Below are 18003 nucleotides of genomic sequence, written 5' to 3'. Positions count from 1 at the left end.
TTGATGTCCTGGAAGCGCGAGCGGGTCCACGCCTTGTGGCGCCAGTTCGAGAAATCTGCGCGCTCCATCAGGTAGGGCACCCAGCCGATCGAGCCTTCGGACACGATCACGCGCATGTCCGGGTACTGGTGCAGTTCTTCGAGCTGAAGCCAGTCGGCCACGCCCTGCGCCACCGACATCGGCATCGTCGAAATCCACGCCTCGATCGGCGATTCCATCGACGCATGCGGAGCGGGGTTGCCCGAGCCGATGTGCAGCGCAATGGTCATGTCGTTGTCCATCAGCGCCTTGTATACGGGATCCCAATAGTCGTTATGGATAGACGGCAGCTCCTGCACTGTGGGGTTCTCGTTCATCGAGACGACCTTGAAGCCCTTTTTGGCGCAGCGGTTGATCTCCGCGACAGTGGCTTCGGGATCCCAGGTCGGCAGGATCGCAAGCGGAATGAAGCGGCCCGGATAGGCCATGCACCATTCGTCGTAGTGCCAGTCGTTGTAGGCCTGCATGTGGCGCAGCGAGAGCTTCTTGTCCGGCGCCTTGTGGAAAGTCTGGCCGTCGAAGCCGATCGAGTTGCCGAAGCACATCGAGGCGGCAATGCCGTTCACATCCATGTCGTCGATGCGGGCATGGACGTCGTAGCAGCCGTCTCGCAGCTGATCGAGCGAGGTCGGCTCCATGCCGTACTCCTCGAACGGGCGGCCGACGACGGCATTGAGGCCGATCGACGGGCGCAGAAAGCCCTGGTATTCCCAGTAGTTCTTGCCTTCGCTGTCGACCTTGAGCTTCGGCGCCGAAGCGAGCAGCTCGCCCGAGAGCTGGTTGTCGAACAGTGTGGGCGGCTCGCAGATGTGATCGTCGGTGCTGATCACGACCATATCGTCTTTTTGCATTTCCAACTCCCTCGTATTCCGATGGGCGCGGGCAATTCCCGTCACCATGTGGCGCCAGTCTTGGGCGAGGGAGCCTTTCTGCCATTGACTCGCATCAATCGTTTCATGTGAACGCATGGCAACGCCCGGGCGAACGCCGGGTGGCCGGGAAGCGGAAATGCGGAGCGGGAAGGCCGGCCGGGCCTACTTGCGGCGGTACCGGAAGTACCAGACTTCGTGACCGTACACGCTGCGGGCCTTGGCCTCGTAGCGTGTCTGCGGCCAGCCGCCGGGACGGTTCTGGAAGTCAGCGGGTTTTTCGCAGAGCCACTCGAACTGGTGGGTATGGCGCTGCATCACCATCAGCGCGTGTCGCAGATAGACCGCATGGTCGGTCCCGAACCGGAACTCGCCGCCGGGCCTGAGCTTGGCCGCGAACATGTCGACCGGGCCGTCGTTCATCATCCGCCGCTTGGCGTGGCGGGCCTTGGGCCAGGGGTCGGGATGAAGCAGGTAGAGGAACGACAGCGCGCCATCGGGAATGCGCGAGAGCACCTCCAGCGCATCGCCATGGTGGATACGCACGTTGCCAATTGGCGGGTGCGCGCCGTTGTCGCCGCTGAGGTGCAAAAGCGCCTGCGCGACGCCGTTGATGAACGGCTCGGCGCCGATGAAGCCATGATCGGGCAGCATGTCGGCGCGCTGCGCCATGTGTTCGCCCCCGCCGAAGCCGATCTCGAAATGCATCGGGCAATCCTGGCCGAACAGGCGCTCGGCAGTGACCGGGCCTTCGGCTGGAACCGCGATGCGCGGCAGCAGATTGTCCACGAGCCCCTGCTGCCCGGCGCGCAGCGGCTTGCCCTTGGAACGGCCATAGAGCCGGTTGAGTGTCGTGGGATCGCCGGATTTGTATGCCGTCATGGCGCGGCGCACTGGCAGGACAACGGCTCCGGGTCAATGGAGCGCCTGTCGCAGGTACTGGCGCGCAGCACACCCCACCTTGCAAAAAGGACCATTGCCATACGGATGCAAGCTTGGTTGGAAGCCCCGCATCCCCTTGAAGGACCCGTAAAACCCATATGCTCCGCGCGATTTTCCTGTTGCTCGCCTGCCAGCTGGCCGGTGAAGCGATGCACCGCCTGACCGGCCTCGCCCTTCCTGGCGCCGTTATCGGCATGGTCCTGCTGCTGGCCTGGCTCGCCGCGATCCCGCGCGAAAGACCCACGCTGACCGCCGTGACCGGATGGCTCACCGCCCATCTCGCGGTGATGTTCGTGCCTGCCGCGGTCGGGCTGATCGATCAAGGCAATGCCCTGGCCGCAAACGGTATCGGGCTGGTGACAGCCACCGTGGCCTCGACCGTACTGACCATGGCGGTCACTGCGCTGGTCTTCCGGTGGGCACTTGCGCGCTTCGCCCCGCTGGACAGTACGGACAGCATGGAACTTGCCGAATGACCGGTTTGATCGCGACGCCGCTGTTCTGGCTTACGGTCACTCTTGGCGTGTTCGAAGCATTCGACACGCTTTCCAAGCGTTCGAACCGCCACCCCTTGTGCCATCCCGTGCTGTGGTCGACGCCGGTGCTTATCGGCCTGCTGCTGTGCACAGGCACGCCGTACGCCACTTATCGCGAAGCGACCTTCCCGATCAGCTTCCTGCTGGGCCCGGCTGTGGTCGGCCTTGCCGTGCCGATCTGGGCCGAACGCGCGCGCATCCGGCGGCTGGCACTGCCCATTGCGCTCGCGCTGATAGCCGGAGCACTCACCTCGATAGTGAGCGCCGTTGGCATCCTGGCGTTGTTCGATGCGCCTCGCGATCTGCTGGCCTCGATTGCGCCACGCGCCGCGACGACCCCTGTGGCGATGGCCATAGCCTCTCAGCTGGGCGGCGTCCCTTCGCTGGCGGCCGTCATCGTGCTGTTCGCAGGCGTATTCGGTGCCATGTGCGCGACGCCGCTGCTCAACCTGCTGGGCGTCCGTGACTATCGAGCTCGCGGCTTCGCGGTCGGAGTAGCCGCGCATGGGATCGGATCGGCCCGCGCCTTTCAAGTCGACCGAAGCGCAGGCGCGCTCGCCAGCCTCGGCATGGCGCTCAACGCCGTCATGACCGCCGCCCTGCTCTCGCTGCTAGCCGTGTTCCTCTAGGCCCCAAACGACAGCGGCCCACCCTTTCGGGCGGGCCGTCGTCAGTCCCCAGCGAGGGAGTGAACCGGTATCAGGCCGCTTCGGCAGCCTCGTCCGGATCACGCAGCACGTAGCCGCGGCCCCAGACGGTTTCGATGTAGTTCGCACCGCCGCAGGCATGCGCGAGTTTCTTGCGCAACTTGCAGATGAACACGTCGATGATCTTGAGTTCCGGCTCGTCCATCCCGCCGTAGAGATGGTTGAGGAACATTTCCTTGGTCAGCGTGGTGCCCTTGCGCAGCGAAAGCAGCTCGAGCATCGCGTATTCCTTGCCGGTCAGGTGCACGCGGGCGCCATCGACCTCGACCGTCTTGGCATCGAGGTTGACGATCAGCTTGCCGGTACGGATGACCGACTGCGAATGGCCCTTCGAGCGGCGCACAACCGCATGGATGCGGGCGATCAGTTCCTCGCGGTGGAACGGCTTGGTCACGTAGTCGTCGGCACCAAAGCCGAACGAGCGGACCTTGCTGTCCATTTCGGAAATGCCCGAGAGGATCAGCACCGGCGTCTGCACCTTGGCGACGCGCAGTTTCTTCAGGACGTCATAGCCGTGCATGTCCGGCAGGTTGAGGTCCAGAAGGATGATATCGTAGTCATAGAGCTTGCCCAGATCGAGGCCTTCTTCCCCCAGATCCGTCGAATACACATTGAAGCCCTCAGCCGTGAGCATGAGCTCGATGGCCCGGGCCGTGGTCGGTTCGTCCTCGATCAACAGCACTCGCATGGGTAACCCCCCTTTGCCCCTTTGCTTCGCAATCGCTAACGCAGCGAAACAGACATTGCCGTGAATTAACCATATGACCAATGAAGGTTAAAGGTTAATTTGCCGTAAACGTAACATTTTCCGGTCATTTCCCCAGGCACCGGTGGATGCGACGCCGTTTCGATCCGTGCACAAGTGCAACGGCAAATGCTAAAACGGCAGGAAACAAGAAAGGTTAAGGAACCCCAACAAAAAGGACACAATGCCGTCCATCAAGCGGCGGGAACAACCTCGGCCGGCACGTTCGCCCGCATAGCCCGGGGTCGCTTGTGATCTTCGCTGCGCGGTTGATCTATCCGCTTGAGATAGCTCCATAACCCGCATTGCAGGCCGATCAGCATGAAGATGAAAGGCTGGAAGGCGATCCCGACAAACAGGGAGCCTATCAGATAGACGATCTGGGCCAGCTGCAGGGCATTGGCAAGCGGCGCCACCCAGGTCTCGTCCGGTCCGGTGCGGTTCTTCCAGCGCCGGCGCAGAAACTCCATCTGGACCAGACCGGAAATCTGCAATGCCAGCCAGATGGCCAGGCCCGGGTAACCCTGCTCGCCCAGCATTTCGAAATAGCTGGAATGATAGGCACGCCCCACTTCCACGATCGGCGTCGCCTCGACAATCGTCGTACTGCCGCTGGTTTCAGCGACATAGGTATCGTATTTCACCCGGGCACTCTGATACGCGAAAAAGCCGCCGCCAAAGGGATGCTGCTTGGCGTATTCCCAGGTCCACTTCCACATCGCAATACGCGTGCTCGCCGATTGGTCGGCCTGATGGTGCTCGATCGTATTCATCCGGGCGAGGAAGGCGTGCGGCAGGAACGGCAAGGCAACCACGGCCGCCAGCGCCATGGTACCGGCGATCAGGACACGGTGCCTGGCCGTCCTGAGGTAAAGAATACAAAGGACTCCCAGGCAGACCAGTCCGGTGCGCGCCTGCGTGCCTACCGGGATCAGTGCGCAGGCAAAGATCAGGGCCGCCGCGAAAATCCGCACCCGCCAGTCGCCCGGAAAGACGGTACCGTGCTTCGCCAGCCAGACCACGACCGGGATGATGGAGATGGCAACAGCGGAAATGATCGATCCCTCGAACAGCCCGCTGTTGCTGTCGACAAAAATGCGCAGCGTGCCATACCCGCCGCCGCCTCCCACGGTCTTGACCCCGCCGTCGATGATGAGCGCACTGGCCGACAGCACCATGACCAGCGCCACCGCCTCGATGCGCAACCGCGTGCGCAGGGTCAGCGGCAAGAAGATGGCAAAGAGCAGCGCCTTCCAAACCCAGGCCCATTTCTCCGGTGCGTCGTCGGGATAGGCAGCGGTCAGCGTGGTGTAGCCGCAATAGAGCAGGAGCAGCACCATGAGGCCTTGCCGGAAGGTGAAGCGCGAATCCTCCTTTCGGTCGAGCACGATCCATCCGAGGAAGGCCGCGGTGAAGGCAATGAGCGAGACCGGCACATGCGAAAGGAATCCCCAGGTGATGACCTGAGGCTGCACGATGTCGACATAGAGGTAGCAGAGCATCCAGATGAACGGCCGCTTGAATCCGGCCAGCAACATGCAGATGAAAAAGCCCGTGAAAGCCAGGTTAAGCATCGGGCTTCCTTCCCCGGCGCCCGAACGGACGGCGCGGCGCGCTGCGCCCTTCGTCATAGAGATCGTCACGGGAAAGCAACCGCCACACGGCAAGCGCAAGCAGCCCGTGGCTGACGGCAAGGGCAAAGATATCGACCATCGGCGGCTTCGATAGCATCGGCGAGTTGACGCCGCGTTAAGCGTTACATGCCTAGATACAGCGTGCCATGACACGCATTCTCCATGTTCTCGACCATTCGCTCCCGATGCACAGCGGCTATACCTTCCGCACGCGCGCGATCCTGAAAGCGCAGCAGGCGCTCGGATACGACGTTCGCGGCATCACCGGCCTTCGCCACACGGCGCAGGGTCCGGCAGCGGAAGAGGCGGACGGGCTGCTATTCCACCGGACCGCAGGGATCGCCAGCGGCTTGGCCGGCTACCGCGAATGGCGCGAAATCGGCCTGTTCGCGCAGGCCATCGACCGCGTGGTACAGGACTGGCAGCCGGACATCCTCCATGCCCATTCGCCTGCCCTGTGCGGCCAGGCAGCGCTGCGCGTGGCCCGCAGGCACGGCATTCCGCTCGTCTACGAGATCCGCGCCTTCTGGGAAGATGCCGCCGTCGGCAACGGCACCGGCAGCGAAGGCTCGCTCAAGTATCGGCTTACCCGAAAGCTCGAAAGCCATGTGGTCGCCCATGCAGACGCCGTCGTGACGATCTGCGAGGGGCTGCGTCAGGACCTGATCGCGCGCGGCACGCCGCAGGACAAGATTACCGTCATGCGCAATGGCGTCGATCTTGCGCTGTTTGGCCAGCCGCTGGATCGCGACCAAGCGCTGGTCCGCGCACTGGGCTTCGAAGCGAATGGAAAACTATGCCCGGTGATCGGCTTCATCGGCAGCTTTTATGACTACGAGGGTCTCGACGTGCTGATCGAGGCTATGCCCGCGCTGATCGCCCGGCAGCCGGACGCCCGCCTGCTGCTGGTGGGCGGTGGCCCGATGGAAGCGGCGCTTCGTGCGCAGGCCGAAGCCTCACCGGCGGCGGATGCAATCCGCTTCACCGGCCGGGTCCCGCACCATGAAGTCGACCGGTACTATGCCCTGTGCGACATCATGGCCTACCCCCGCAAGCACAGCCGCCTGACCGACCTCGTCACTCCGCTGAAACCCCTGGAGGCCATGGCGCAGGGCAAGCTGGTTGCCGCCAGCGATGTCGGCGGCCACCGCGAACTGATCACTGATGGCGTGACCGGCATCCTGTTCCCGCCCGACGATGCCGCCGGCTGTGCCGATGCGCTGGCCGGACTGCTCAATCATCGCGATCAGTGGGAACGTTACCGCCGCGCCGGTCGCGAGCATGTGGAAACCCGGCACGACTGGGCCGTGAACGCAGCCCGTTATCAAGACGTTTACCAAATGCTGCCACGAATCCGGCTTCGAAAAGGTCTGGGCGCCGCAGCATGACCCGTGCGGCATGTGCCCGCCGGAACAGAATGGGATAAGACTAGAGTGTCCGAGCACAAGCGCAGCAAGCCGGGCGGAAACCAGCCCATCAGCCGCCATCCCCTGTTCCCGGTCATTGTCGCCCTCTGGTTCGGCGCGCTGTGCGGTGCCGGAAGCATTGCCATCCCGCCCGCTCTGATCGAACGCCTGGTGACGGCTCTCGGCATCGACCATGTGCTCCCCATGACAGCGCCGCCGCTGGGAACCACTGCCCGCATCCTCATGGCCCTTGCCATGACTGGCCTCGGCGCCGTCGCCGGGATCGTGGTGGCCCGGCGCCTGACTGCGCAGGAACCGCAGGTACGCCACTGCCGCCGCAATGTCGCACCGGTCAACGCAGCAGAAACCGGGCCGGACGAAGCCCCGGCATCGGCCACCCGCCGCCGCGCGCTTGCCGTCCACGCGCCGGCCGCCGCTCCGGACAAGCGCATCCTCAATGTCGCCGAATTCGCGCTCGACGGGTTCGATGATGCCGGCAACGACGAGGACGGCCCCGCCGTCGAGACGCAAGAGCTCGGCCAGCAAGCCGAAACGTTCGCCGAAGACGAAGCCCCGGCGGCCTTCGCACCATCGGCCCAAGCGCCCGGCGACGGACTTTTCGAAACCTATGCACGCGGGATCACGGCCCGTGCCGAAGATACGCGCCAGTCCCCGTTCACAGCGGCGGCCGAATCGCACGAGCCAGAGCGCGGTAATCGCCCGCCCCCAAACAGCGAAGCGGGCAACTCGGCGGCTGCCGGGACTGCTTCCGACGCAGCTGTTTCCGGACTTGATGCGAATGGCGCGGCGCCCACGGAAGGGCGCAAGGCGGCTGAGCGCATCGCAACGGCCAGGCTTGAGGAACTTTCGCCGATCGAGCTACTCGAACGTCTGGCACTGGCCATGGCAGAGCGCCGCGAGCGACAACATCGGACCACCGTTGCGCAAGCACAGCCCACTGTCCTGCTGGCGGCAGAAACCGGCGTCGAGGCCGAACCCGAAACAGCCACGGCCGAACGTCAGCCTTCCGGGCCACTGCCTTTTGCACAGCCGCGTTTCAAGGCCGCGCCGGACGAGGTCGTCCTGGAACCTGCCACCGACGCAACGCTCGCGCAGGAACCAGAAGCCGTCTCGCCGGCGATTCCCGCTGCCTTGCGTCCGGTGAACTTCGACGATCTGCCGGAGGACGATGAAGACGCGCTGCCCGCCTACATCCCGCCCCGCCACATCGGACTGACGCCGACGAAGACGGCAGAGGGTAACGGAATGGACAACGCCGCCAGCCGTGCCGCCCAACCGGTCGTGGATGACGGGGATGAAATGGAGGACGAGGAAGGCCGTGCTCCTGGCGAAGGCTATTCGTCGTTGCTCGACCTCTCGCGCCCGCTTGTCAGCCGCGAAAACCCGATCCAGAGATTCATTTCCACAACGGGTGACGATGATGAACCGGAGGCTAACCCCGCCGGCGAGGAAGCTGGCGAACCCGGTTCTTTCGCACCGCTCGCACCGGATACCGAGGCATCGCATGCAGAGGCACCGCAAGGCGAACGGCTGTTCGACGGGCCTGGCTCGACCGGCCCCAAGGCAACCGAAGATGCCTTGCGCAGCGCTCTGGCAGCTCTTCAGCGGATGAGCGGCGCCGCCTGACCTTCTCCGCTTGCTGGCAAATCCCCGGCCCCAAAGCCCCGTCCGATTCGTTCGGACGGGGCTTTTGATAATAAAATGGCGGAATTTCCAGCGTTCACGCGCGCAATCCTGCGCCAGAAGCGCCTTCGCGGTTGCAAAACCGGCCATCAATCGTCATGGGGACCGTGGGGCCACTATGTCGCTTGGGGATGCTGCACGATTCGTGCATTCTGTCCCGTGCGCCCGGTGTACCCCGGCAAATGACAGGATGGATTATTATCGATGGGATTTCCTAAGCCCCAAGGCCTTTACGATGCGCGTAACGAACATGACTCCTGCGGTGTGGGCTTCGTCGCTCACATTAAGGGCCAGAAAAGCCATGCAATCATTACCCAGGCCCTGGAAATCCTGAAAAATATCGACCACCGCGGTGCGGTGGGCGCTGACCCGCTGCTGGGTGACGGCGCAGGCATCCTGACCCAGATCCCCGACCAGCTCTTCCGCAAATGGGCCAAGGGTGCCGGCGTCGAACTGCCGCAGCCGGGCGATTACGCCGTGGCCATGTGCTTCCTCCCGCAGGACGAAGCCGCGCGCGATTTCGTGGTCGCGAAGTTCGAGAAGTTCATCGCCAAGGAAGGCCAGATACTGCTTGGCTGGCGCGATGTGCCGGTCACGCTCGATGGCCTTGGCAAGACCGTCATCGAATCGATGCCGGTGGTGCGCCAGTGCTTCGTCGGCCGCGGCGAAAGCTGTGCCGACCAGGATGCCTTCGAGCGCAAGCTGATGGCGATCCGCAAGCAGACGCAGAACCCGCTCGAAGCCATGGCGGTCAAGCACAACCTGCCCGGTCTGAACGAGCTCTACATGCCGAGCTTCTCGAGCCGCACGATCGTCTACAAGGGCCTGCTGCTGGCGACCCAGGTCGGCTCGTTCTACGACGATCTGCGCGATCCGGACTTCGTCTCGGCGCTCGGCCTGGTGCACCAGCGCTTCTCGACCAACACCTTCCCGAGCTGGAAGCTGGCGCACCCCTATCGCTTCATGGCGCACAACGGCGAGATCAACACGGTTCGCGGCAACGTGAACTGGATGAACGCCCGCCGCCGCACCATGGAAAGCGACCTGCTGGGCTCCGACCTCGACAAGATGTGGCCGCTGATCCCGCACGGCCAGTCGGACACCGCGTGCCTCGACAACGCGCTCGAGCTGCTGCTCGCCGGTGGTTATTCGCTCGTCCACGCGATGATGATGCTCATCCCGGAAGCATGGGCCGGCAATCCGCTGATGGATGCCCAGCGCCGTGCCTTCTACGAGTATCACGCCGCGCTCATGGAACCGTGGGACGGCCCCGCCGCCGTCGCTTTCACCGATGGCCGTCAGATCGGCGCCACGCTCGACCGTAACGGTCTGCGCCCGGCCCGCTTCCTCGTCACCGACGATGACCTGTGCGTGATGGCTTCCGAGAGCGGCGTTCTGCCGATCAAGGAAGACAACATCGTGCGCAAGTGGCGCCTCCAGCCCGGCAAGATGCTGCTGATCGACTTCGAGGAAGGCCGCATCATCGAGGACGAGGAGATCAAGGCCAAGCTCGCGGAGGAAGAACCCTACGAGAAGTGGCTCGAAAAGGCGCAGTACAAGCTCGCCGATCTCGACGTGATCGAACCCGAACTGGCCGAACTGCCCGCGCCCACCGGTACGCTGCTCGATCGCCAGCAGGCCTTCGGCTACACGCAGGAAGACACGCTGCGCTTCCTCGAGCCGATGGCGATGAACGCCGACGATCCGATCGGGTCGATGGGCACCGACACGCCGATCCCGGTGCTGTCGAACAAGGCACGCCTGCTCTACGATTACTTCAAGCAGAACTTCGCACAGGTCACCAACCCGCCGATCGACCCGATCCGCGAGGAGCTGGTGATGAGCCTCGTCTCGATGATCGGCCCGCGCCCGAACCTGCTCGGACATGACGCCGGCACGCACAAGCGCCTCGAAGTCAGCCAGCCGATCCTCACCGACAAGGGCCTGGCCAAGATCCGCTCGGTCGAGGCGGCGCTGGACGGCGCGTTCCGTACCGGCACGATCGACATGACCTGGGACGCCGCCACCGGTGCCGATGGCCTGGAACTGGCGATCAAGGAAATGTGCTGGGCGGCCACCGAGGCCGTGCTGGCGGACAAGAACATCCTGATCCTGTCCGACCGCGCGCAGGGCCCCGACCGCGTGCCGATGCCGGCATTGCTGGCCACGGCGGCGGTGCACCACCACCTCGTCCGCCAGGGTCTGCGCATGCAGACCGGCCTTGTCGTCGAAACCGGCGAAGCGCGTGAAGTGCACCACTTCTGCGCACTGGCGGGCTATGGCGCCGAAGCCATCAACCCCTACCTCGCCTTCGAGACGATCGAGGAAATCCGGGTCCGCAAGAACCTGCCGATTTCGGAAGAGCAGGCGGCGAAGAACTATATCTACGCCGTGGGCAAGGGCATCCGGAAGGTCATGTCCAAGATGGGCATCTCGACCTACCAATCCTACTGCGGCGCGCAGATCTTCGACGCGGTCGGCCTGTCGAGCGCGTTCATCGACAAGTACTTCACCGGCACCGCGACCACGATCGAGGGCGCGGGCCTGCTGGAGATCGCGGAAGAAACCGTGCGCCGCCACGCTGCGGCCTATGGCGACAACCCGATCTACGCGAACATGCTCGACGTGGGCGGCATGTACGGTTCGCGCGTGCGCGGCGAGGAACACGCCTGGACCAGCACCAACATCGGCCTACTCCAGCACGCCGTGCGCGGTAACGTTCCTGAAAAGTACAAGGAATTCGCGCAGACCATCAACGATCAGTCGGCCCGGATGCTCACCATCCGCGGGCTGATGGAATTCGTGCCCGCCGAAACGGCCATCAGCATCGACGAAGTCGAGCCGGCCAGCGAGATCGTGAAGCGCTTCGCCACCGGCGCGATGAGCTACGGCTCGATCAGCTGGGAAGCGCACACCACGCTGGCAGCCGCGATGAACACGATCGGCGGCAAGTCGAACACCGGCGAAGGCGGCGAGGATCCGAGCCGCTTCAAGCCGATGCCCGACGGGCGCAACCTGCGCTCCGCGATCAAGCAGGTCGCTTCGGGCCGGTTCGGCGTGACCACCGAGTACCTCGTCAATGCCGACGACATCCAGATCAAAATGGCCCAGGGCGCGAAGCCCGGCGAGGGCGGCCAGCTGCCCGGCGACAAGGTCGATAAGATCATCGGCAAGACCCGTCACTCGACGCCGGGCGTCGGCCTGATCTCGCCGCCGCCGCACCACGATATCTACTCGATCGAGGACCTTGCGCAGCTCATTCACGATCTCAAGAACGTGAACCCGGGCAGCCGCGTCTCGGTCAAGCTGGTGTCCGAAGTGGGCGTGGGCACGGTGGCTGCGGGCGTTTCCAAGGCGCGGGCGGACCATGTGACGATCTCCGGCTACGAAGGCGGCACCGGCGCTTCGCCGCTGACCTCGCTCACCCATGCCGGCTCGCCCTGGGAAATCGGCCTTGCCGAAACCCAGCAGACGCTGCTGCTCAACAACCTTCGCAGCCGCATCTGCGTGCAGGCCGACGGCGGTATCCGCACCGGTCGTGACGTTGCCATCGCCGCGCTGCTCGGCGCCGATGAATTCGGCTTCGCCACCGCACCGCTGATCGCGGCGGGCTGCATCATGATGCGCAAGTGCCACCTCAACACCTGCCCGGTCGGCGTCGCGACCCAGGATCCGGTGCTGCGCGCGCGCTTCACCGGCCAGCCCGAGCATGTGATCAACTACTTCTTCTTCGTTGCCGAAGAACTGCGCGCGATCATGGCCGAACTCGGCTTCCGCACGGTCGGCGAGATGACCGGCCGCGTCGATCGGCTCAACATGAAGAAGGCGATCTCGCACTGGAAGGCCAAGGGCGTCGATCTTTCCAAGATCCTCTACCAGGCGCCACTCGGTGACGGTCCGTCGCTTAACTGGAGCGGCACGCAGGACCATGGCCTCGAGAATGCGCTCGACAACGCGCTGATCGAAAGTTCTGCCGAGGCTCTCGAAAAGGGCACGGCGGTCCGCGTCGAAAAGCCGATCATCAACGTCAACCGCACGGTCGGCGCGATGCTCTCGGGCGAAGTGGCCAAGCGCTATGGCCATGAAGGTCTGCCCGACAACACGATCCACGTCACGCTGAGCGGTGTGGCCGGCCAGAGCTTTGCCGCATGGCTCGCCCATGGCGTCACGCTCGACCTGACCGGCGATGCCAACGACTACGTCGGAAAGGGCCTGTCCGGCGGCCGCGTGATCGTGCGCCAGCCCGGCCATGTCGATCGCGACCCGCTCAAGAACATCATTGTCGGCAACACTGTGCTCTACGGCGCGATTTCCGGCGAGGCGTTCTTCAACGGCGTCGGTGGCGAGCGCTTCGCGGTCCGCAACTCGGGTGCGATCGCGGTCGTCGAAGGCTGCGGCGACCACGGCTGCGAATACATGACCGGCGGTGTCGTGATGGTACTCGGCAAGACCGGCCGGAACTTCGCGGCGGGCATGTCGGGCGGTGTCGCCTATGTCTTCGACGAGGACGGCCAGTTCGACAAGCTGTGCAACCACGCGATGGTCGACATCCTCAAGATTTCGCCCGATGCGGACGAGGAAGAAGGCACTGGCCGCCCGCAGCAGCGGACGGTCAGCGTCAACGACCTCGGCATGGGCGACATGCTGCGGCACGATGCGGAACGCATCCGCGTCCTGCTTGAACGTCACCACCTGCACACCGGCTCCAGGCGGGCCCGTGCGCTGCTCGACGACTGGGACAATACCCTGTCCAAATTCGTCAAGGTGATGCCGCGCGACTACGCGAAGGCGCTCAAGCAGATGGAAGCCGAGCGGCTCGCAGCCGCTTCCGTGGCAGCAGAATAAGATCGGGAATCAGTACAAGATGGGCAAGGAAACCGGCTTTCTCGAACTGGACCGCAAGGACCGCATCTACGGTCCGGTCGATGATCGACTGAAGAACTACAAGGAATTCGTCATTCCGCTATCGGCGGAGGCGCTCAAGGACCAGGCATCGCGCTGCATGAACTGCGGCGTGCCGCACTGTCACACGGGCTGCCCCGTCAACAACATCATCCCCGACTGGAACCACCTGGTCTATGAGGACGACTTCCGCAATGCGCTGGAAGTCCTCCACTCGACCAACAACTTCCCCGAGTTCACCGGCCGCATCTGCCCCGCACCGTGCGAAGCGGCCTGCACGCTGAACATCATCGACCAGCCGGTGACCATCAAGTCGATCGAATGCGCGATCGTCGACAAGGGCTGGCAGGAAGGCTGGATCACGCCAAAGATCGCGGCGAAGAAGACCGGCAAGTCGGTGGCCGTGGTCGGCTCAGGCCCCGCCGGTCTTGCCTGCGCGCAGCAGCTGGCACGCGCCGGCCACTCGGTGACGGTGTTCGAGAAGAACGACCGCGTCGGCGGGCTGATGCGTTACGGCATCCCCGACTTCAAGATGGAGAAGCACCTCATCAACCGCCGCGCGGCGCAGATGGAAGCCGAAGGCGTGGTGTTCAAGACTTCGGTGGAAGTCGGCGTTTCGGTCTCGGTGAATTCGCTGAAAGAAAACTTCGACGCGGTGGTCTTCGCCGGCGGTGCCGAAGAGGGCCGCCGTCTCGACATTCCGGGTTCCGAACTGCCGGGCGTGCGTCTGGCGATGGAATTCCTGATGCAGCAGAACAAGCGCAACGCGGGCGACGATGAACTTCGTGCCGCGCCGCGCGGTTCGCTGACGGCGACCGGCAAGCACGTCATCGTCATCGGCGGCGGCGATACCGGATCCGACTGCGTCGGCACCTCGAACCGTCAGGGTGCCGCCTCGGTGACCCAGCTCGAGATCATGCCCAAACCGCCGGTGCACGAGAACAAGGCCATGTCCTGGCCGTTCTGGCCGCTCAAGCTGCGCACGTCCTCGAGCCACGAGGAAGGCTGCGACCGCGACTGGGCCGTGCTGACCAAGCGTGTTGTCGGCGATAACGACGTCACCGGCCTCGAATGCGTCCGCGTCGAGTGGAAGGACGGCAAGATGCACGAGGTCCCGGGCAGCGAATTCACGCTGAAGGCCGACCTCATCCTGCTTGCTATGGGCTTTGTGGGCCCGCGCAAGGCCGGCATGCTCGACCAGTCGGGCATCGGTCTCGACGCGCGCGGCAACGTCAAGGCGGATACTGAACAGTACCAGACGAGTGACGAGAAGATCTGGGCCTGCGGCGACATGCGCCGGGGCCAGTCGCTGGTGGTCTGGGCCATCCGCGAAGGCCGCCAGTGCGCGCGTGCCATCGATGTGGCGCTGACTGGCGCGAGCGAACTGCCGCGCTGATCGCTTCAACACGATCCAAATAACGGAAAGGCCCGCGGCACCAAATGGTCTCGCGGGCCTTTCCATATTTACGGGCCGCTGCGGCGATCATCGGCGAGCGGTGCTTGACGCGAACGCGCGACCCCGCGACGCTCTCTTTCGACCCAGGGAGAGATACGGAAAATGCTGCTCGAAATCGCCGAAATCGAAGTACGCCCCGGCGCGGAAGACCAGTTCGCCTTAGCCATGCACGAATCCGGCCTGGCTCATCTGGCGGCCTGCACGGGCGTCGTCTCGGTTCGTTTCGGGCGCGGGGTGGAAAACCCTTCGAAGTTCACGTTCAATGTGGTCTGGACGTCGATGGAAGCGCACGCAGTCGCGCGTGACCTTGAGGACTTCGGTAAATTCCGCATGGCTTTTGGCGATCTCACCGTAGGCGGCGCCATGAGCCATTACGTCATGGAAGATCTCATCCCCGGCGCATCGGCCTGATCGCTACCAGTCGATCGGCGCGCGCCCGTTCGCCTTCAGGAATTCGTTGGCGCGGCTGAAATGCCGACAGCCGAAAAACCCGGAGTGTGCTGATAGCGGGCTCGGGTGCGGCGCGGTCAGCACCAGATGATGTCCGCCCGCGAGGCCCGTCACGCGCTCTGCCTTCTTGCGGGCGTGATTGCCCCAAAGCAGGAACACGCAAGGCTCCTTCTTGGCGGCAACAGCCGCGACAGCCGCATCGGTAATCGCTTCCCAGCCCTTGTTCTGGTGCGAACCGGCCTGCCCTTCCTGCACTGTCAGCGAATTGTTGAGCAGCAACACGCCTTGCCGCGCCCAGTGCTCGAGATTGCCATGTGGCGGGATGGTGACACCGCAGTCGTTCGCCAGTTCCTTGTAGATGTTGACCAGCGAAGGCGGCGTCTTCACGCCCTCAGGCACGGAAAAGGCCAGGCCATGCGCCTGCCCCGGGCCGTGATAGGGGTCCTGCCCGAGGATCACCACTTTCACATCATCAAGCGGTGTCAGTTCCAGTGCCCGCAACCGGCTGCCTCGGGGCGGGTAGATGCGCTTGCCTGCCGCTTCCTCGGTTTTCAACCAGCCGCCGAGCTTGCGTGCTTCGGGCGCCGACAGCACCGCATCAAGCACCGGCTTCCAGCTCGGAGGTACTGCCTTCGCACTTCCTGTTGCCATGATGCCCCAAGCCTCCCGAAAATCCCGGCGCCCATTGCGCAATACCGGTCCAGTCCCTAAGCATTTTCGCATCATGGCTGTCTATCTCCACGAAGAAGATCTCCCCGAAGGCGTGCTCGCGCCCGGGCCCGTTGCCGTCGACACCGAGACCATGGGGCTGATCACCCCGCGCGACCGCCTCTGCGTGGTCCAGATCTCCGACGGGCAGGGCGACGAACATCTCGTGCGCTTCGCGCCGGGAAGCGCTTATGGCGCGCCGAACCTCAAGTCGGTTCTGGCCGATCCTGCGCGCCTCAAACTCTATCATTTCGCGCGGTTCGATCTTGCCGCGATCGAGCACTACATGGGCATCATGGCTGCCCCCGTGTTCTGCACCAAGATCGCCAGCAAACTGGTACGAACCTACACGGACCGCCATGGGCTGAAGGATCTGGTGCGCGAACTGCTCGGCAAGGAAGTGTCCAAGCAGCAGCAGTCGAGCGACTGGGGCGCGCCCGAGCTCACCGATGCGCAGAAGGACTATGCCGCGTCTGACGTGCGCCACCTGCACGCGATGCACACCATCCTGATCGAGCGCCTGGCACGTGAAAAGCGCACGGACATCGCCCAGGCCTGCTTCGATTTCCTGCCTGCGCGCGCACGGCTCGATCTGGCCGGCTGGCCCGATCACGACATCTTCAGCCACGAAGCCGCCTGACCGGAGCCTGACCGGCCATGTCGCTCGAAGCCATCCAGATCCGCAACCGCCGCCGGCATTTCGCCACGCCGGGCGGTTCGCATGATCGTCTGGTCAGCTTCCTGGCCAAGGCTCTGCCGGCGGCCATCGGGCTGGTCGTGGCCGTGATGATCCTGATTCCATTGTCTCCGCGCGGCGAGATCAGCTTCCTTCTCGACCGCAACAAGGTGGCCGTCACCAACGACCGTATCAAGGTCGAGGACGCCGCCTACCGGGGGCAGGACGATCGCGGACGGGACTTCGTGGTGACAGCGGGAACCGCCGTGCAGAAGTCCGCGTCGGTGCCCATCGTCGAAATGCTCGACCTCTCGGCAAAGATGGCCCTCAACGACGGCCCGGCCCAAATTGTGGCGCCGCGCGGAAGTTACAACTACGACATCGAGAAGATCGACATTTCCGGCCCCGTCGAATTTTCCGCGCCCGACGGATACAACATGACGACCAGCAATGTCGCCATCGACATCAAACAGAAGGTCGTGGTAGGCTCAGGCGGCGTCAAAGGCTCTGTACCCACCGGGACGTTCCAGGCCCATGCGATGAAGGCCGATCTGGAAAACCGGACCGTCACTCTGGAAGGCAATGCCCGGCTGCGGATGACGCCCGGCAAGTTGAGGATACCCCAATGACGCTTCGCCGCCAGTCGCCTGCCCGGGCGATGCCCTTGCGCATCACTGCGACCGCCGTGCTTCTGGCAACGGGAGTTGCGGCCGCCGTCCCTCAACTGCGCGCGCAGGTTTTCTCGGGGCACAATTCCAACGCTCCCGTCGACTATGCGGCCGACCGCATCGAACTGCAGGATAAGCAGGACCGCGTCATTCTCTCGGGTAATGTGGATGTGCGCCAGGGTGAACTGGAACTGCGCGCGGCCCGCACAGTGGTCAACTTCACCAACACGGGCTCGATGCAAATCCAGCGCATCACGGCAAGCGGTGGCGTCGTGGTGACTCGCGGAGACGAGCGGGCTACCGGGGATGTCGGCATCTACGATTTCAGCAAGAAGATCATTACCATGTCGGGCAATGCCACGCTCAAGCGCGGCAATGGCGATACCCTGCGCGGCGGACGCTTCGTGATCGACCTGAATACCGGCGTGTCTTCGGCATCGGGCGGGCGCGTCTCGGGCACCTTCACGGTCCCGAAGCAGAACTGATCAGCGTTTGCGGTGCTTCTCCCGCGGCACTGCGTGACCTGTCAGAACGCGCGGTCGTGAACGAGGACGCGCAGTG

Annotated in this window: 16 protein-coding genes; 10 read left to right on the top strand and 6 right to left on the bottom strand. The window is 64.1% G+C overall.

Annotated features, from left to right (window positions below; genetic code table 11):
• Together MTR64_RS19025 and trmB are read right to left on the bottom strand one after the other, a co-directional pair.
• Window positions 1-890, bottom strand: an 890-nt coding sequence (locus MTR64_RS19025) for an amidohydrolase family protein (RefSeq protein WP_243996121.1), incomplete at its 3' end; no start/stop codon positions are given.
• A gap of 183 nt (window positions 891-1073) precedes the next feature.
• On the bottom strand, window positions 1074-1790 hold the full coding sequence (gene trmB / locus MTR64_RS19020; RefSeq protein ID WP_243996120.1) for a tRNA (guanine(46)-N(7))-methyltransferase TrmB: 717 nt from the start codon (window positions 1788-1790) through the stop codon (window positions 1074-1076).
• 158 nt (window positions 1791-1948) lie between these two features.
• Between trmB and MTR64_RS19015 the strand changes: the two genes are divergently transcribed.
• Both MTR64_RS19015 and MTR64_RS19010 read left to right on the top strand, forming a co-directional pair.
• Complete coding sequence (locus MTR64_RS19015; protein ID WP_243996119.1) at window positions 1949-2326, top strand: CidA/LrgA family protein; 378 nt, start codon at window positions 1949-1951, stop codon at window positions 2324-2326.
• The gene (locus tag MTR64_RS19010; protein WP_243996118.1) at window positions 2323-3015 is read left to right on the top strand and encodes an LrgB family protein; all 693 of its coding nucleotides are present in this window, start codon (window positions 2323-2325) and stop codon (window positions 3013-3015) included. Before MTR64_RS19015 ends, MTR64_RS19010 begins: the two co-directional genes overlap by 4 nt.
• A gap of 70 nt (window positions 3016-3085) precedes the next feature.
• Here MTR64_RS19010 and ctrA read toward each other — a convergent pair whose 3' ends face one another.
• The 3 genes from ctrA to MTR64_RS18995 form a co-directional block, all read right to left on the bottom strand.
• Window positions 3086-3781 carry a response regulator transcription factor CtrA gene (gene ctrA / locus MTR64_RS19005; protein ID WP_091144199.1) on the bottom strand — a complete coding sequence of 232 codons (696 nt, stop codon included), beginning with the start codon at window positions 3779-3781 and terminating at the stop codon, window positions 3086-3088.
• Window positions 3782-4032: 251 nt separating this feature from the next.
• Window positions 4033-5412 (bottom strand): putative O-glycosylation ligase, exosortase A system-associated, encoded by a 1380-nt coding sequence (locus MTR64_RS19000; RefSeq protein ID WP_243996117.1) that lies wholly within the window; start codon window positions 5410-5412, stop codon window positions 4033-4035.
• Window positions 5405-5569: a hypothetical protein gene (locus MTR64_RS18995; protein WP_243996122.1), complete on the bottom strand. Its 165-nt coding sequence runs from the start codon at window positions 5567-5569 to the stop codon at window positions 5405-5407. Before MTR64_RS18995 ends, MTR64_RS19000 begins: the two co-directional genes overlap by 8 nt.
• 49 nt (window positions 5570-5618) lie before the next feature.
• Between MTR64_RS18995 and MTR64_RS18990 the strand changes: the two genes are divergently transcribed.
• The 5 genes from MTR64_RS18990 to MTR64_RS18970 all read left to right on the top strand — a co-directional run bounded on the left by MTR64_RS18990 (window position 5619) and on the right by MTR64_RS18970 (window position 15351).
• Window positions 5619-6860, top strand: coding sequence for a TIGR04063 family PEP-CTERM/XrtA system glycosyltransferase (locus tag MTR64_RS18990; protein ID WP_243996116.1), 1242 nt, complete (start codon window positions 5619-5621; stop codon window positions 6858-6860).
• 45 nt (window positions 6861-6905) lie between these two features.
• The gene (locus MTR64_RS18985; protein WP_243996115.1) at window positions 6906-8525 is read left to right on the top strand and encodes a hypothetical protein; all 1620 of its coding nucleotides are present in this window, start codon (window positions 6906-6908) and stop codon (window positions 8523-8525) included.
• A gap of 261 nt (window positions 8526-8786) precedes the next feature.
• Window positions 8787-13427: a glutamate synthase large subunit gene (gene gltB, locus MTR64_RS18980; RefSeq protein ID WP_243996114.1), complete on the top strand. Its 4641-nt coding sequence runs from the start codon at window positions 8787-8789 to the stop codon at window positions 13425-13427.
• Window positions 13428-13446: 19 nt separating this feature from the next.
• Window positions 13447-14880: a glutamate synthase subunit beta gene (locus tag MTR64_RS18975; RefSeq protein ID WP_243996113.1), complete on the top strand. Its 1434-nt coding sequence runs from the start codon at window positions 13447-13449 to the stop codon at window positions 14878-14880.
• A gap of 162 nt (window positions 14881-15042) precedes the next feature.
• Entirely contained in the window at window positions 15043-15351 is a 309-nt protein-coding gene (locus tag MTR64_RS18970) for an antibiotic biosynthesis monooxygenase family protein (protein ID WP_243996112.1), read from the top strand.
• A 3-nt stretch (window positions 15352-15354) separates the two neighbouring features.
• On the opposite strand, the gene ung is transcribed toward MTR64_RS18970, so the two are convergent.
• Window positions 15355-16041: a uracil-DNA glycosylase gene (ung, locus tag MTR64_RS18965; RefSeq protein WP_243996111.1), complete on the bottom strand. Its 687-nt coding sequence runs from the start codon at window positions 16039-16041 to the stop codon at window positions 15355-15357.
• A 73-nt stretch (window positions 16042-16114) separates the two neighbouring features.
• Between ung and MTR64_RS18960 the strand changes: the two genes are divergently transcribed.
• The 3 genes from MTR64_RS18960 to MTR64_RS18950 are packed head-to-tail and all read left to right on the top strand — an operon-like array spanning window position 16115 to window position 17927.
• Window positions 16115-16738: a ribonuclease D gene (locus tag MTR64_RS18960; protein WP_243996109.1), complete on the top strand. Its 624-nt coding sequence runs from the start codon at window positions 16115-16117 to the stop codon at window positions 16736-16738.
• A 17-nt stretch (window positions 16739-16755) separates the two neighbouring features.
• Window positions 16756-17403 (top strand): LPS export ABC transporter periplasmic protein LptC, encoded by a 648-nt coding sequence (lptC, locus tag MTR64_RS18955; protein WP_243996106.1) that lies wholly within the window; start codon window positions 16756-16758, stop codon window positions 17401-17403.
• A 29-nt stretch (window positions 17404-17432) separates the two neighbouring features.
• The gene (locus MTR64_RS18950) at window positions 17433-17927 is read left to right on the top strand and encodes an LptA/OstA family protein (RefSeq protein ID WP_419144968.1); all 495 of its coding nucleotides are present in this window, start codon (window positions 17433-17435) and stop codon (window positions 17925-17927) included.
• Window positions 17928-18003: the final 76 nt, after the last annotated feature.

This window comes from Novosphingobium album (ex Hu et al. 2023) (assembly GCF_022832385.1).
In the GTDB taxonomy this organism is placed as follows: domain Bacteria; phylum Pseudomonadota; class Alphaproteobacteria; order Sphingomonadales; family Sphingomonadaceae; genus Novosphingobium; species Novosphingobium album.
This window is presented reverse-complemented; position numbering and strand designations above follow the sequence as displayed.

Coding starts and splice junctions, on each gene's coding strand:
- MTR64_RS18960 (WP_243996109.1), top strand. CDS start 16,115: ATGGCTGTCTATCTCCACGAAGAAGATCTCCCCGAAGGCGTGCTCGCG.
- trmB (WP_243996120.1), bottom strand. CDS start 1,790: ATGACGGCATACAAATCCGGCGATCCCACGACACTCAACCGGCTCTAT.
- MTR64_RS18970 (WP_243996112.1), top strand. CDS start 15,043: ATGCTGCTCGAAATCGCCGAAATCGAAGTACGCCCCGGCGCGGAAGAC.
- MTR64_RS19010 (WP_243996118.1), top strand. CDS start 2,323: ATGACCGGTTTGATCGCGACGCCGCTGTTCTGGCTTACGGTCACTCTT.
- MTR64_RS19000 (WP_243996117.1), bottom strand. CDS start 5,412: ATGCTTAACCTGGCTTTCACGGGCTTTTTCATCTGCATGTTGCTGGCC.
- MTR64_RS18990 (WP_243996116.1), top strand. CDS start 5,619: ATGACACGCATTCTCCATGTTCTCGACCATTCGCTCCCGATGCACAGC.
- lptC (WP_243996106.1), top strand. CDS start 16,756: ATGTCGCTCGAAGCCATCCAGATCCGCAACCGCCGCCGGCATTTCGCC.
- MTR64_RS19015 (WP_243996119.1), top strand. CDS start 1,949: ATGCTCCGCGCGATTTTCCTGTTGCTCGCCTGCCAGCTGGCCGGTGAA.
- MTR64_RS18950 (WP_419144968.1), top strand. CDS start 17,433: ATGCCCTTGCGCATCACTGCGACCGCCGTGCTTCTGGCAACGGGAGTT.
- MTR64_RS18975 (WP_243996113.1), top strand. CDS start 13,447: ATGGGCAAGGAAACCGGCTTTCTCGAACTGGACCGCAAGGACCGCATC.
- ctrA (WP_091144199.1), bottom strand. CDS start 3,781: ATGCGAGTGCTGTTGATCGAGGACGAACCGACCACGGCCCGGGCCATC.
- MTR64_RS18995 (WP_243996122.1), bottom strand. CDS start 5,569: ATGCTATCGAAGCCGCCGATGGTCGATATCTTTGCCCTTGCCGTCAGC.
- gltB (WP_243996114.1), top strand. CDS start 8,787: ATGGGATTTCCTAAGCCCCAAGGCCTTTACGATGCGCGTAACGAACAT.
- ung (WP_243996111.1), bottom strand. CDS start 16,041: ATGGCAACAGGAAGTGCGAAGGCAGTACCTCCGAGCTGGAAGCCGGTG.